This window comes from Kitasatospora sp. NPDC001603 (assembly GCF_040298365.1).
Taxonomy (GTDB): Bacteria; Actinomycetota; Actinomycetes; order Streptomycetales; family Streptomycetaceae; genus Kitasatospora.
Genome location: NZ_JBEPAA010000003.1, coordinates 192667 through 206059 on the forward strand (window position 1 = coordinate 192667; position 13393 = coordinate 206059).

10 protein-coding genes are annotated in these 13393 nt (G+C 73.5%); 7 read left to right on the plus strand and 3 right to left on the minus strand.

Annotated elements, in window-relative coordinates; genetic code table 11:
- Window positions 1-69 precede the first annotated feature (69 nt).
- Window positions 70-3198, minus strand: a complete 3129-nt coding sequence (ileS, locus tag ABT263_RS03760) for an isoleucine--tRNA ligase (protein ID WP_352287134.1) — start codon at window positions 3196-3198, stop codon at window positions 70-72.
- Between the two features lie 605 nt (window positions 3199-3803).
- On the opposite strand from ileS, the gene ABT263_RS03765 reads away from it, so the two are divergent.
- The 4 genes from ABT263_RS03765 (at window position 3804) to ABT263_RS03780 (ending at window position 6575) form a co-directional block, all read left to right on the plus strand.
- Window positions 3804-4310 (plus strand): TraR/DksA family transcriptional regulator, encoded by a 507-nt coding sequence (locus tag ABT263_RS03765; RefSeq protein WP_352287135.1) that lies wholly within the window; start codon window positions 3804-3806, stop codon window positions 4308-4310.
- A 209-nt stretch (window positions 4311-4519) separates the two neighbouring features.
- The gene (gene lspA / locus ABT263_RS03770) at window positions 4520-5131 is read left to right on the plus strand and encodes a signal peptidase II (RefSeq protein WP_352287138.1); all 612 of its coding nucleotides are present in this window, start codon (window positions 4520-4522) and stop codon (window positions 5129-5131) included.
- 33 nt (window positions 5132-5164) lie between these two features.
- On the plus strand, window positions 5165-6103 hold the full coding sequence (locus ABT263_RS03775) for an RluA family pseudouridine synthase (protein ID WP_329487246.1): 939 nt from the start codon (window positions 5165-5167) through the stop codon (window positions 6101-6103).
- Between the two features lies 1 nt (window position 6104).
- Window positions 6105-6575 (plus strand): GNAT family N-acetyltransferase, encoded by a 471-nt coding sequence (locus ABT263_RS03780; RefSeq protein ID WP_329487245.1) that lies wholly within the window; start codon window positions 6105-6107, stop codon window positions 6573-6575.
- On the opposite strand, the gene ABT263_RS03785 is transcribed toward ABT263_RS03780, so the two are convergent.
- Window positions 6572-7024: a hypothetical protein gene (locus ABT263_RS03785; protein WP_352287141.1), complete on the minus strand. Its 453-nt coding sequence runs from the start codon at window positions 7022-7024 to the stop codon at window positions 6572-6574. The two genes, ABT263_RS03780 and ABT263_RS03785, sit on opposite strands and share 4 nt — an antisense overlap.
- 94 nt (window positions 7025-7118) lie before the next feature.
- On the opposite strand from ABT263_RS03785, the gene ABT263_RS03790 reads away from it, so the two are divergent.
- Together ABT263_RS03790 and ABT263_RS03795 are read left to right on the plus strand one after the other, a co-directional pair.
- On the plus strand, window positions 7119-9953 hold the full coding sequence (locus tag ABT263_RS03790; RefSeq protein ID WP_352287144.1) for an alpha/beta fold hydrolase: 2835 nt from the start codon (window positions 7119-7121) through the stop codon (window positions 9951-9953).
- Window positions 9950-10822: an ABC transporter permease gene (locus ABT263_RS03795; RefSeq protein WP_352287147.1), complete on the plus strand. Its 873-nt coding sequence runs from the start codon at window positions 9950-9952 to the stop codon at window positions 10820-10822. The genes ABT263_RS03790 and ABT263_RS03795 overlap by 4 nt, the downstream gene beginning before the upstream one ends.
- A 69-nt stretch (window positions 10823-10891) precedes the next feature.
- Here ABT263_RS03795 and ABT263_RS03800 read toward each other — a convergent pair whose 3' ends face one another.
- Window positions 10892-12526 (minus strand): alkaline phosphatase D family protein, encoded by a 1635-nt coding sequence (locus ABT263_RS03800; RefSeq protein ID WP_352287246.1) that lies wholly within the window; start codon window positions 12524-12526, stop codon window positions 10892-10894.
- Window positions 12527-12716: 190 nt separating this feature from the next.
- Here ABT263_RS03800 and ABT263_RS03805 point away from each other — a divergent pair, with 190 nt between their 5' ends.
- Complete coding sequence (locus ABT263_RS03805) at window positions 12717-13307, plus strand: dienelactone hydrolase family protein (protein WP_352287149.1); 591 nt, start codon at window positions 12717-12719, stop codon at window positions 13305-13307.
- The last annotated feature ends 86 nt before the right edge of the window (window positions 13308-13393 follow it).

The following is a 13393-nucleotide window of genomic DNA, read 5'->3' on the forward strand; positions in this document are numbered from 1 at the left end:
GGGGCGGCGGCGGCTTCGCCGTGCGGGTCGGGCCCGACGGGTCGGGCCTTGCTGGTCAGGCCGTGCGGGTCAGGCCTTGCGGAGCCGGAAGGTCAGGCCGAGGCCCTCGTCCGAGAAGGTCTCGGACTCCCAGTCGGCGGTGCCCGCCGCGAAGTCGGTGGCCAGCACCTCCTCGGCGACCAGCGGGCCGTGCTCGGTGATCGCCTCGGTGGTCTCGTCGGAGGCGGCCTGCCAGCGCAGCACGATCCGGTCGGGGACCTCCAGGCCGGAGTTCTTCCGGGCCTCCTGGATCTGCCGGATCGCGTCGCGGGCGATGCCGAGGCGCTTGAGCTCCGGGGTGATGGCCAGGTCGAGGGCGACGGTGGCACCGGACTCGTTGGCGACCGCCCAGCCCTCGCGCGGGGTCTCGGTGATGATCACCTCGTCCGGGCCCAGCTCGATCCGCTCGCCGTTCAGCTCCACCCCGGTGCTGCCGGTGGCGCGCAGCTCGGCGGCGAGCACCGCGGCGTCGGCGGCCGCGACCACCTTGGCCACGTCCTGCACGCCCTTGCCGAAGCGCTTGCCGAGCGCCCGGAAGTTCGCCTTGGCGGTGGTGTCGACCAGCGAGCCGCCGACCTCGGCCAGCGACTCCAGGGCGGAGACGTTGAGCTCCTCGGCGATCTGCGCGCGCAGGTCGGCCGGCAGCTCCTCCCAGCCCTGGGCGGCGATCAGCGCGCGGGAGAGCGGCTGACGGGTCTTCACACCGGACTCGGCGCGGGTGGCCCGGCCCAGCTCGACCAGGCGACGCACCAGCGCCATGTGGCGCGAGAGGTCGGCGTCGATCAGCGCCTCGTCCGCCTCCGGCCAGCCCGCCAGGTGGACCGAGGCCGGGGCCTGCGGGGCGACCGGGACGACGAGGTCCTGCCAGACCCGCTCGGTGATGAACGGCGTCAGCGGGGCCATCAGCCGGGTGACCGTCTCCAGCGCCTCGTGCAGGGTGGCGAGCGCGGCGGCGTCGCCCTGCCAGAAGCGGCGGCGGCCGCGGCGGACGTACCAGTTGGAGAGGTCGTCGACGAAGCCGGAGAGCAGCTTGCCTGCGCGCTGGGTGTCGTACGCCTCGAAGGCCGCGTCGACCTCGCGGACCAGGGTGTTCAGTTCGGAGAGCACCCAGCGGTCCAGCTGCGGCCGCGCCGCCGGGGCCGGGTCGCTCGCGGACGGCGCCCAGCCGGAGGTGCGGGCGTACAGGGCCTGGAAGGCGACGGTGTTCCAGTAGGTGAGGAGGGTCTTGCGGACCACCTCCTGGATGGTGCCGTGGCCGACCCGGCGGGCCGACCAGGGCGAACCGCCGGCCGCCATGAACCAGCGCACCGCGTCCGCGCCGTGCTGGTCCATGAGCGGGATCGGCTGCAGGATGTTGCCCAGGTGCTTGGACATCTTGCGGCCGTCCTCGGCCAGGATGTGGCCCAGGCAGACGACGTTCTGGTAGCTGCTCCGGTCGAACACCAGGGTGCCGACGGCCATCAGCGTGTAGAACCAGCCGCGGGTCTGGTCGATCGCCTCCGAGATGAACTGCGCCGGGTAGCGCTTCTCGAAGAGCTCCTTGTTCTGGTACGGGTAGCCGTACTGGGCGAAGGGCATCGAGCCGGAGTCGTACCAGGCGTCGATCACCTCGGGCACCCGGGTGGCGGTGCCGGAGCACTCGCGGCAGGCGAAGGTGACGTCGTCGATGTACGGGCGGTGCGGGTCCAGGCCGCTCTGGTCGGTGCCGGTCAGCTCGGAGAGCTCGGCCAGCGAGCCGACGCAGGTGAGGTGGTTCTCCTCGCAGCGCCAGATCGGCAGCGGGGTGCCCCAGTAGCGGTTGCGGCTGAGCGCCCAGTCGATGTTGTTGTTCAGCCAGTCGCCGAAGCGGCCGTGCTTGACCGTCTCCGGGTACCAGTTGGTGGCCTCGTTCTCGCGGATCATCGCGTCCTTGACGGCGGTGGTCCGGATGTACCAGGACGGCTGCGCGTAGTAGAGCAGCGCGGTGTGGCAGCGCCAGCAGTGCGGGTAGCTGTGCTCGTACGGCAGGTGGCGGAAGAGCAGGCCGCGCTCCTGGAGGTCCGCGACCAGGGCCTCGTCGGCCTTCTTGAAGAACTGGCCGCCGACCAGCGGGACCTCGGGCGCGAAGGTGCCGTCGGCGAGCACCGGGTTGACCACCGGCAGGCCGTAGCGGCGGCAGGTCGCGAGGTCGTCCGCGCCGAAGGCGGGGGACTGGTGGACGATGCCGGTGCCGTCCTCGGTGGTGACGTAGTCGGCGTTGAGGACGTAGTGCGCGTCCTCGATCTCGACCAGGTCGAAGGGGCGGCGGTACGCCCAGCGCTCCATCTCGGCGCCGGTGAACGACTCGCCGGTGGCCTCCCAGCCCTCACCGAGCGCCTTGGCCAGCAGCGGCTCCGCGACGACCAGCCGCTCGGTGCCGTCGGTGGCCACCACGTAGGTGACCTCGGGGTGGACGGCGGCGGCGGTGTTCGAGACCAGGGTCCACGGCGTGGTCGTCCAGACCAGCAGCGCGGCCCCGCCGGCCAGCGGGCCGGAGGTGAGCGGGAAGCGGACGAAGACCGAGGGGTCGACGACGGTCTCGTAGCCCTGGGCCAGCTCGTGGTCGGACAGGCCGGTGCCGCAGCGCGGGCACCAGGGGGCGACCCGGTGGTCCTGGACCAGCAGGCCCTTGTCGAAGATCTGCTTGAGCGACCACCAGACCGACTGGACGTAGGACGGGTCCATCGTCCGGTAGGCGTCGTCGAGGTCGACCCAGTAGCCCATCCGGGTGGTGAGCTCGGTGAAGGCGTCGGTGTGGCGGGTCACCGACTCGCGGCACTTGGCGTTGAACTCGGCGATGCCGTACGCCTCGATGTCCTGCTTGCCGGAGAAGCCCAGCTCCTTCTCGACGGCCAGCTCGACGGGGAGGCCGTGGCAGTCCCAGCCGGCCTTGCGGGCGACGTGGTAGCCCTTCATCGTCCGGTAGCGGGGGAAGACGTCCTTGAAGACGCGCGCCTCGATGTGGTGGGCGCCGGGCATGCCGTTGGCGGTCGGCGGGCCCTCGTAGAACACCCACTCGGGGCGGCCCTCGGACTGCTCCAGGCTGCGCTGGAAGATCTTGCTGTCCTGCCAGAACGAGAGGATCTGGTGTTCGAGGGCAGGCAGGTCCACCTGCGCGGGGACGGCGTTGTAGGTGGTCATCGCGGTGTCAAACCTCCGGCGGATATCGGCTGGATCCGACGGAGGGACGAGACGGCGAGCCGCCCCGCGGTACCACCCTCCTTGGCCGCGGTGCTGCTGCGACCCTCTTGTTTGGGCTTGCTGCCGGTTCTACCGGGCCGCTGGGCTGACCAGCGGCCGTTCTTCCGGCGGCTCCGGGGTGATCTTCCCGCCGCGCACACCCCCGGGCTCGCACCGTCCCCGGGTCGCTGGTGGCTGCGTACGTCGGTACTCGTCCCATCTGCGCCTTGCCGGCCCAGTCTATCGGCAGCCGCAAGTCGGTTTGTCCGCCGCCGCGACGGCGCGCGGAGGCGGTTAGGCGGGGGTGTTCTGGGCACAACTCAGGTCAGCGCGCGGGGCGGGGCGGGTGTGACGGCTGCCTGGGTGGGATCATGGTGAGGCGTCGGTATGTCATGTTGTGACCGGTTTTGATGGGGATTATCGTTCCGGCACTGGAGGCCGCCGGGAACCGGCGGCTCGATTCGTTCGTAGATGGGGTCGAAGCCATGGCTGATGAGGCAACCGGCGCGGGTACCGCCACCAAGCGGGCCCGCAAGGCCGTGGCAGGCGAACCAGGGGAGGGGACCGTGACCACTACCGCACGGCACAAGACCAGCAACGATTCCGCGCTCGTGGCCCCCGGCCGCACCCGCACCGCCGTCGCGGCGGTCCGCGGCGGCGGCGCGGAGGCCGTGGACCCGGCCGAGCTTCCCGTCCGCCCGGGCGAGGACCCGTGGACCTCGCAGGAGGTGCACGAACTGCACGCCGAGCTGATCAGCGAGCTGGACCGGCTGCAGAACGAGATCGGCGCCGCCGAGGCCGCGATCACCGGGCTGATGCGGGACTCCAACGACGGAGCCGGCGACGACCAGGTCGACGCCGGTACGAAGAACATCTCGCGGGAGAGCGAGCTGGCGCTGGCGAACAACGCCAGGGACAGCCTCGCGCAGGTCGAGCGGGCCCTGGGCCGGCTGGAGGGCGTCGGCTTCGGGACCTGCGAGTCCTGCGGCCAGGCCATCGGCAAGGCCCGCATGCAGGCCTTCCCCCGGGCGACGCTCTGCGTCCAGTGCAAGGCCAAGCAGGAACGCCGCTGACCGGGGCGACGCGGGGGGTCGGGCTTGCCGTACGCTCGACCCCGTAACGTCGCCTGACTCGTCGAGGTCGGCGACCACCGGCCCACTCTCCCCCGGTCTTCGGCCCCGGGGGACCCTCATCGGCAGCGGAGCGGATCATCAGTACGCAAGGTTCCCCCCAGACGCGGGACGAGTCCGTCCCGACCCCCGCCGAAGCCCTGGAGGAGGCCGTGGCCGAGCCCGGTGAGGTGACCGCTCCGGTCGAGCAGGAGGCACCGAAGGGGCGCCGGCGGATCGGTGTCCTGCTGGGCGTCGCGCTGGTCGCCTTCCTGATCGACCTGGGGACCAAGCTGCTGGTGGTCGCCCGCCTGGAGAACCACGCGGCGATCAAGGTGATCGGCGACGTGGTGACCTTCCAGGTGATCCGCAACTCCGGCGCCGCGTTCGGCATGGGCCAGGCGCTGACCATCGTCTTCACCGTGATCGCGGCGTCGGTCATCGTGGTCATCTGGCGGATCGCCCGCCGGCTGTACAGCCTCCCCTGGGCGATCGCGCTCGGGCTGCTGCTCGGCGGGGCGCTGGGCAACCTGACCGACCGGCTGTTCCGCTCGCCGAGCGCCTTCCGCGGCCACGTCGTGGACTTCATCTCCGTCCAGCACTTCGCCGTCTTCAACCTCGCCGACTCGGCGATCGTCTGCGGCGGCATCCTGGTGGTGCTGCTCTCCTTCCGCGGCAGCAACCCGGACGGCACCGTCCACCAGCCGGCCGGCAAGGGCGCGGGCGGCAAGGACGGGGCGGCCGGGGGCGACGCCGACGGGGACCGGCCCGGCCCGACCGCGTAAGGGGCGGCTCCCGCGTCCGGCATACTCGTACGGGTGAGTACCGCAGCGCAGATCCGCAGCCTCCCCGTACCCGACGGCCTGGAGGGCGAGCGACTCGACGCCGCCCTCGCCCGGATGTTCGGTTTCTCCCGGACGAAGGCCGCCGAGTTGGCAGCCGACGGCAAGGTGACGCTCGACGGCGCCCTGGCCGGCAAGTCGGACCGGGTCACCGCCGGCTCCTGGCTGGAGGTCGAGATCCCGGCCCCCGCCGCGCCCGTGCGGATCGTCGCCGAGCATGTCGAGGGCATGCGCATCGTCCACGACGACGAGGACATCGTGCTCGTCGACAAGCCGGTCGGCGTCGCCGCCCACCCCAGCCCCGGCTGGACCGGTCCGACCGTGATCGGCGGCCTGGCCGCGGCCGGCTACCGGATCTCCACCTCGGGCGCCGCCGAGCGCCAGGGCGTCGTGCACCGGCTCGACGTGGGCACCTCCGGTCTGATGGTGGTCGCCAAGTCCGAGCGCGCCTACACCGACCTCAAGCGCCAGTTCCACGACCGGGTGACCGAGAAGAAGTACCACACGCTGGTGCAGGGCCACCCGGACCCGATGAGCGGCACCGTGGACGCGCCGATCGGGCGCCACCCCAGCTCCGACTGGAAGTGGGCGGTCATCCAGGAGGGCAAGCCCTCCGTCACCCACTACGACCTCATCGAGGCCTACCGGGCCGCCTCGCTGCTGGACATCAAGCTGGAGACCGGCCGGACCCACCAGATCCGGGTGCACATGTCGGCGCTGCGCCACCCCTGCGTGGGCGACCTGACCTACGGCGCCGACCCGACGCTGGCCAAGCGGCTCGGGCTGACCCGGCAGTGGCTGCACGCGGTCTCGCTCGCCTTCGAGCACCCGGCCGACGGCGAGTGGGTGCAGTTCGGCAGCGAGTACCCCGAGGACCTGCGCAGGGCGCTGGACATCATCTCGGCGGAGAGCTGACATGAGCTCCTTCGCGGCGCGGATCCGGGTGGCCGAGGGCGCGGACGACCTGGCACTGGTGCGGGGCGTCCGGCACGAGGTGTTCATCGCCGAGCAGGGCGTGCCCGAGGAACTGGAGTACGACGACCTCGACGCGACCTCCGAGCACCTGCTGGCGGTCGGGCCGGAGGGCGAGCCGCTCGGCACCGCCCGGCTGATCCACGGCCCGCAGGCGCTCGCCCTCACCGGCGGGACGGCGGGCCGGGTGCTGCTCGGCCGGCTCGCGGTGGTGAAGGCGGCGCGCGGCACCGGGCTGGGCGCCGAGCTGGTCCGCGCCGTCGAGGCGGCCGGACGCGGGCGGGGCGCCCGTGAGGTCGAGCTGCACGCGCAGGTGCAGGCGCTGGGCTTCTACGAGCGGCTCGGCTACACGGCGGAGGGGCCGGTCTACGACGACGCCGGGATCCCGCACCGGACCATGACCCGGGTGCTCTAGGGCCGGCCCGGTCCCGGGTCGCGCCGGGACCGGGGTGCTCCTCCGTGCGCAGTCGTCGGCGCCGGCTCGTCGCGGCTGAACGCCGCCTCCAGGCCGGCCGCCACCACCCGGACGGCGAGCCGGCCGACGGAGCCGAGCAGGAACAGCGGCACCAGGTGGTGCGGGCCGTCGTCGTGCCGGTGGAGGATCCGCTCCCGCGGGGCGGCGGAGAGCGTCAGCGCCGACCCGGCCCCCAGCTGCAGGGGGATCCTGCAACGGGCGCACAGCAGTGCCCGGACGGCGTCGTCCGGGTGGCTCGCGGCGACGCGCTGGAGGGCCTGGTCGACGATCCGGCCGATCACCAGGGTGGCGGCGATGGCGGCGAGCAGGGCGATCAGCGGCCGGAGCGCAGGCACCTCGTCGTCGGGCAGTGGGACGGGGCGGGACGGGGCGGGACGGGCGGACGACACCCGGGCATAGCCGGATGAATCGGGCGTCTCGGCGCGGCCCGGCCCGGGCGGCCTTATCGGACGCCTACCGGCACGGCGGATACGATCACCGACCATGGAGCTCGGTGGGGCGTGGCGTCGGTGGCGCGGCCGCGGAACGGCTGTCGGACGAAGAGTGCTGGCCGCGGCGGTGGCCCTGGTGGTGGTGGCCGGAGTCGGCACGGCGGTGGCGGTGGCCGCCGGCGGGGACGAGCCCGTCCGGCAGGAGGATCGTTTCCTCAGCATGCCGGAGACGCCCGGCAGCGACGCCGCGGTCCAGCTGGACACCTCGTTCTTCACGACCGGGACGGGTCCCCGCCCGGCGGTCCTGCTCGCCCACGGCTTCGGCGGTTCCAAGGAGGGCGAGCGCGAGCGCGCCCAGCAGCTCGCCCGGCAGGGCTACGCGGTGCTGACCTGGTCGGCGCGCGGCTTCGGCCACTCCGGCGGCCGGATCGGCCTCAACGCCCCCGACCGCGAGGTCGAGGACGTCCGGCACCTGGTCGACTGGCTGGCCCAGCGGCCCGAGGTGCGCCTCGACGGGCCGGGCGACCCGCGGGTCGGCATCACCGGTGCCTCGTACGGCGGGGCGGTGTCGCTGCTCGGCTCCGCGTACGACAGCCGGATCGACGCGGTGGCCAGCCAGATCACCTGGTGGAACCTGGCCGACGCGCTGTTCCCGCAGGGCGTGCGGGGCTCGGGCGCGGTGGACGGCGTGTTCAAGAAGCTCTGGGCCGGCATCTTCTTCACCACCGGCTCGGCGGGGGACCTCGGCCCCTCGGGCGAGGCCCCGCGCGGTGGCACCGGGCCGCAGCAGGCCCCGGGCGATTCGGCGGACGCGACGGTCGGCTGCGGCCGCTTCCTGGACGAGCTCTGCCGGATGTACGACCGGGTGGCGACCGCCGGTCACGCCGATCCGGAGGCCGTGGCCCTGCTGGACCGCTCCAGCCCGTCCTCGGTGGCCGGGCGGCTCAAGGCGCCCACCCTGGTCGTCCAGGGCCAGCAGGACTCGCTGTTCCCGCTCGACCAGGGCGATGCGATCGCCCGGGCGGTCGCGGCCAACGGCGCGCCGGTCGCGGTGGACTGGTTCGCCGGCGGGCACGACGGCGGCACCGACACCAGCGCCCGGGTGGAGGACCGGGTCGGGGCCTGGTTCGACCGGTACCTGAAGGAGCCGGCCGGGCAGGACCCGGCCGGCTCCACCGGGCCGGCGTTCCGGGTGACCCGCACCGGCGGGGTGGACTCCACCGGCTTCCAGGCCGTGCTGCGCGGCGCCTCCGCCGACGCCTACCCCGGCCTGGCGGGCACCGGCTCGCGGCAGGTGGAGCTGACCGGCGGCAAGGCGGGCGCCGAGCAGACCTTCGCCAACCCGCCCGGCGGCGCGCCGCCCAACATCTCCGCGCTGCCCGGCATCGGCGCGCTCAGCCAGGCCGCCTCGCTCGGGGCCGGGCTCTCGCTCGACTTCCCCGGTCAGTACGCCGGGTTCGACTCGGCGCCGCTGGACGGGCAACTGCACCTGACCGGGCAGCCGACGGTCACGGTGAAGGTCGCGGCCGACCGGCCGGACGCGGTGCTCTTCGCCAAGCTGTACGACGTCGCGCCGGACGGCAAGCAGACCCTGCCGCAGCAGCTGTCCGCCCCGCTCCGGGTGACCGGCGCGGACGCGCCCGGCGGCCGGACCGTCACGGTGGCGCTGCCCACCGTCGACCACACCTTCGCCGCCGGGCACCGGCTGCGGCTGGTGCTCGCCGCGACCGACCTGGCGTACGCCTCGCCGGCCGAGCCGGCCACCTACCGGGTCTCCCTGGCCGGCCCGGTCACCGCGCCGACCGTCGCCGAGCTGGTCACCGAGGCCGCCCCGCTGCCGGCCCGGACCTGGGTGCTGCCGCTGATCGCCGTCGCGGTGGCGGCCGCGCTGCTGCTCCTGCCGCGGCTGCGCCGGCGCGGCCGGACCGCCCGCGGGCCGGCCTACGACCCGGCGCTGGCCGAGGTGCCGCTGCAGATCACCGGCCTCGGCAAGCGCTACAAGGGCGCCACCGACCGGTACGCCGTTCGGGACGTGGGCTTCCGGGTGGAGCAGGGCCAGGTGCTCGGGCTGCTCGGGCCCAACGGCGCCGGCAAGACCACCACGCTGCGGATGCTGATGGGCCTGATCCGGCCCGACGCCGGCGAGATCAGGATCTTCGGCCACCTGGTGCGGCCCGGCGCGCCGGTGCTGTCGCGGGTCGGCGCCTTCGTCGAGGGCGCCGGGTTCCTGCCGCACCTGAGCGGCCGGGCCAACCTGCGGCTGTACTGGCAGGCCACCGGCCGCCCGGAGGCGGACGCGCACCTGGCGGAGGCGCTCGCCATCGCCGGGCTCGGCGAGGCGCTGGACCGGGCGGTGCGGACCTACTCGCAGGGCATGCGGCAGCGCCTGGCCATCGCGCAGGCCATGCTCGGCCTGCCGGACCTGCTGATCCTGGACGAGCCGACCAACGGGCTCGACCCGCCGCAGATCCGCGAGATGCGCGAGGTGATGGTGCGCTACGCCGCCGCCGGCCGGACCGTCATCGTCTCCAGCCACCTGCTGGCGGAGGTCGAGCAGAGCTGCACCGACCTGGTGGTGATGGACCGCGGCCGGCTGGTCACGGCGGGCGCCGTCGCCGAGATCATCGGCGCGGGCGAGCACCTGCTGATCGGCACACCCGACTCGTTTGGGCCGTCGGAGCTGGCGGTGGCCGCCGACAAGGCGGGCGCGCTGGCCGGCGTGGGCTCGGTGGAGGTGGTCGAGGGCGGGCTGCTGGTGCGGCTGGACGGCATGGCGGCCAGCCAACTGCTGGCCGAGCTGGTGCGCCTGGGAGTGCCGGTGGAGCGGGCCGGACCGCACCGCCGGCTGGAGGACGCGTTCCTGTCGCTGATCGGAGGTGCGGCGTGAGCGCCGTTGTGTCACCGGACCACGTCTCACCGGACCACGCGCCCGGGTACCGGCCCGGGCGGACGCTTCCGCTGCGGATCGAGGCCCTGCGCCAGCTGCGGCGCCGGCGCACCCTGGTGATCGGCGGGGTGCTGGCCGCGATGCCGTTCGTGATCCTGGCGGCGTTCCAGATCGGCGGCACGCCGGGACGGGCCGACCGGACCAGCTTCATCGAGCTGGCCACCGCCTCCGGCCCGAACTTCGCGACCACCCTGCTCTTCATGGGCACCGGCTTCCTGCTGGTGATCCCGGTGGCGCTGTTCTGCGGGGACACCGTGGCCTCGGAGGCCAGCTGGTCCTCGCTGCGCTACCTGCTGGCCGCGCCGGTGCCGCGGGCCCGGCTGCTGGCCCGCAAGTTCGTGGTGGGGCTGGCCTTCTCGGCGGCGGCCGTGGTGCTGCTGCCGACGATCGGGCTGCTGGTCGGCACCGCCGCGTACGGCTGGGGGGACCTGAAGCTGCCCACCGGCGCGACCCTGTCGGCGACGGAGGCACTGCCGCGGCTGGCGCTCGCGGTGGCGTTCGTGTTCCTGAGCGAGGTCGTGATCGCGGCGCTGGCGTTCTGGCTCTCCACCGCGACCGACGCGCCGCTGGGCGCGGTCGGCGGGGCGGTGTTCGCCTCGATCGTCACCGGGGTGCTGGACGCCGTCACCGCCCTCGGTGACCTGCGGGAATGGCTTCCCGCGCACTGGCAGTACGCCTGGGCGGACGCCCTGCAGCCGCAGTTGGAGTGGGGCGGCATGGTGCAGGGCGTCTCGCTGTCGCTCTCCTACGCGGTGGTGCTGCTGGCGCTGGCGTTCCGCGGGTTCGCGCGCAAGGACGTGGTGTCCTGAGGAGCCCGCGGAGGGGCGGCGTCTGCGGAGGGGGTACGCCTGGGTGGCGTACCCCCTCCGGGGCGCGGCCTACTTGACGGGGGAGTAGACCCGCTCGATCTGCTGGGTGCCGGACCGGGTGCGGTAGGAGCGCGTCCACTTGGTGGTGGCGTCCTTGCGGGTGCGGTCGGACAGGACGTAGTAGTCCATCTGGGTCTGGCTCGGGGTGATGTCCAGGACGCCGTAGCCGTGCGAGTCCAGGTCGACCCACTTGACGTGCGGGTTGGCCGACTTGATCGCCGCGGCCGCCACCAGCGAGAGGGTCTGCGGGGCGACCTTGAGGACGTCGTCGATGTTGTCCGAGGTCACCGAGGTCACCACGAACTCGGTGGCCGCGCTGCCCGAGAGCGGGTAGGTGGCGGCCTCGTTGGGGACGTCCGACGCCCAGGCGGAGTGGATGTCACCGGTCAGGAAGACGGTGTTGGTGATGCCGTTCGTCTTGAGGTGGCCGAGCAGCTCGCGGCGGTCGTGGGTGTAGCCGTCCCACTGGTCGGTGTTGACCGCGAGGCCCTCGCCCGGCAGGCCGAGCAGCTTGGCCAGCGGGCGCAGCAGGTAGTCCGGCAGCGAGAAGAAGGCGACCGGGGAGATCATCACCTCGTTGCCGATCAGCCGCCAGGTGGTGTCGGAGGCGGTGAGCCCGGCCTTCAGCCAGTCCATCTGGGCGCGACCGGTGATGCTGCGGTCGGCCGAGTCGACGTCGCCGTTGCCGACCTTGACCTGCTCCGAGCGGAACGAGCGCTGGTCCATCAGGTGGAAGTCGGCGAGCTTGCCGTAGCGCAGGCGGCGGTAGGTGGTGCCGGCGATCGACGGGCGGACCGGCATCCACTCGAAGTAGGCCTGCTTGGCGGCGGCCATCCGGTCGGCCCAGTCGCCCTCGGTGCCGGGGGTGTGGTTCTCGGCGCCGCCGGACCAGGCGTCGTTGGCGAACTCGTGGTCGTCCCAGATCGCGATGGTCGGGACCTGCGCGTGCAGCCCCTGGAGGTCCTCGTCGGTCTTGTAGCGGCCGTGCCTGGTCCGGTAGTCGGCGAGGGTGAGGATCTCGTGGGCGGGGGCGTGCGGGCGCACGACCGAGCCGCGGGCGCAGAACTCGCCGGTCTTGTACTCGTAGATGTAGTCGCCGAGGAAGAGGAAGGCGTCCAGGTCGCCGCGGGCGGCGAGGTGGCGGTAGGCGGAGAAGTAGCCGGCCTCCCAGTTGGCGCAGGACGCGACGCCCAGGCGCAGACGGGAGAGGGCGGCGTCGGCGGCCGGGGTGGTGTGGGTGCGGCCGACCGGGGAGACGGCGGCGCCGGCGGTGAAGCGGTACCAGTAGAGGGTGTCCGGGGTCAGGCCGCGGACGTCGGCCTTGACGGTGTGGTCGGAGGCGGCGGTGGCGGTCACCGTGCCGCTCGCCGCGATCCGGGTGAAGCCCTTGTCGGTGGCGAGCTCCCAGCGGACCTCGGTGGCCGGGCCCGTGGCGGAGCCGGGAACGGCGTCGGGGGTCGGGGTGACCCGGGTCCAGAGCAGGATGCCGTCGGGGAGCGGGTCGCCGGAGGCGACGCCGTGCAGGAACTGCGGGGCGGTCGCGGCCGAGGCCGCGGAGCCGAGGGCGAGCGGCAGGGCGGCGGCGCCCGCCACGATCGCGGTGGCCTTCAGCACCTGGCGGCGGTGCGGGCGGGCAGCGGTCATGTCATCGACAAGGTCAGTCACGGCGGACAGGCTACCGGTCGGTAACGCGCCACTCCATAGGACGGACTGACTGTTCGTCGCCGCTTCACCGACGCGTGGCCTCCGCCACCGCCGCGCGGGCGCGAGGCCACCCGGTGGCCATGAGCGATGATGGGGGGAGTCTCCGCCCGCCCTGCAAGGAAGTCCGACCGTGGCCCAGATCCTGCTCCTCCACTCCGTCTACGGACTGCGCCCCGCCGTCCACGCCGCCGCCGACCGGCTGCGCGCCGCCGGGCACACCGTGCACACCCCGGACCTGTTCGACGGGAAGACCTTCGACGACGTCGAGGAGGGCATGGCGTACAAGGAGGAGCTCGGCAGTGACGAGCTGCTGCGCCGGGCCGTCGGCGCCGCCGCCCCGCTGCTGGGGTCGGGAGCCGCGCTCGTCTACGCCGGCCTCTCGCTCGGCGGCTCGCTCGCCCAGAACCTCGCGCTGGCCGACGAGAAGGCGCTCGGCCTGCTCCTGCTGCACGGCACCTCGGACATCCGGGAGGACGCGGCGACCTCGATCCCCGTCCAGCTGCACGTGGCCGAGCCGGACCCGTTCGAGTCCGAGGACTGGCTGAACGCCTGGTACCTGCAGCTGCGTCGGGCCGGCGCCGACGTCGAGGTCCACCGCTACCGGGGCGCCGGTCACGTCTACACCGACCCCGAGCTGCCCGACTACGACGCCGAGGCGGCCGAGCGGACCTGGGCGGTGGCCCTGGACTTTCTCGCCGAGCTGGACGACCAGGCGGCCTGAGACGCGCCCCGTGCACAGGAAGTCGGCCCGGCCGACTTCCTGTGCACGGCTGTTCCGGCCCCGCCCCACTCTGTTCGGCGCCTCGA